The 410-nt window shown below is 57.3% G+C and carries 1 protein-coding gene; it reads right to left on the bottom strand.

Annotated features, from left to right (window positions below; genetic code table 11):
* Window positions 1-410, bottom strand: a 410-nt coding sequence (gene lspA / locus HG543_RS54190) for a signal peptidase II (protein WP_169352739.1), incomplete at both ends; no start/stop codon positions are given.

The following is a 410-nucleotide window of genomic DNA, read 5'->3' on the forward strand; positions in this document are numbered from 1 at the left end:
ACCTCGGCCTCTGTGCCTTTACTGCTTTTCGGTACAACCGTCAAGAACAGGCAGAGCGCTCCGATAGTTATCGCCACATCAGCGAGGTTGAAGGCGGGCCAGTGCGCAAGTCGCCAATGGAAGTCAAGGAAATCAACAACCTGTCCACGCAGCACACGATCCGCGACATTGCCCAGCGCACCGCCGAGGATCAGGCTGTAGCCCATCGCTTCGAGACGTGGCCGTTGCTGGCACAGCATGCGCCCCAGCCAAGCAGAAACAGCCAGACCCAGCGTGATGAAAAAGTAACGTTGCCAGCCACCAGCGTTCGCCAAAAAGCTGAATGCCGCACCCGGATTCAGGACATGAACGAGGTTGAAAAACGGGGTGATTTCGACTTGCTCACCGTAGGCAAACGTGCGGATGATGGC

Source organism: Pyxidicoccus fallax (assembly GCF_012933655.1).
GTDB lineage: Bacteria > Myxococcota > Myxococcia > Myxococcales > Myxococcaceae > Myxococcus > Myxococcus fallax.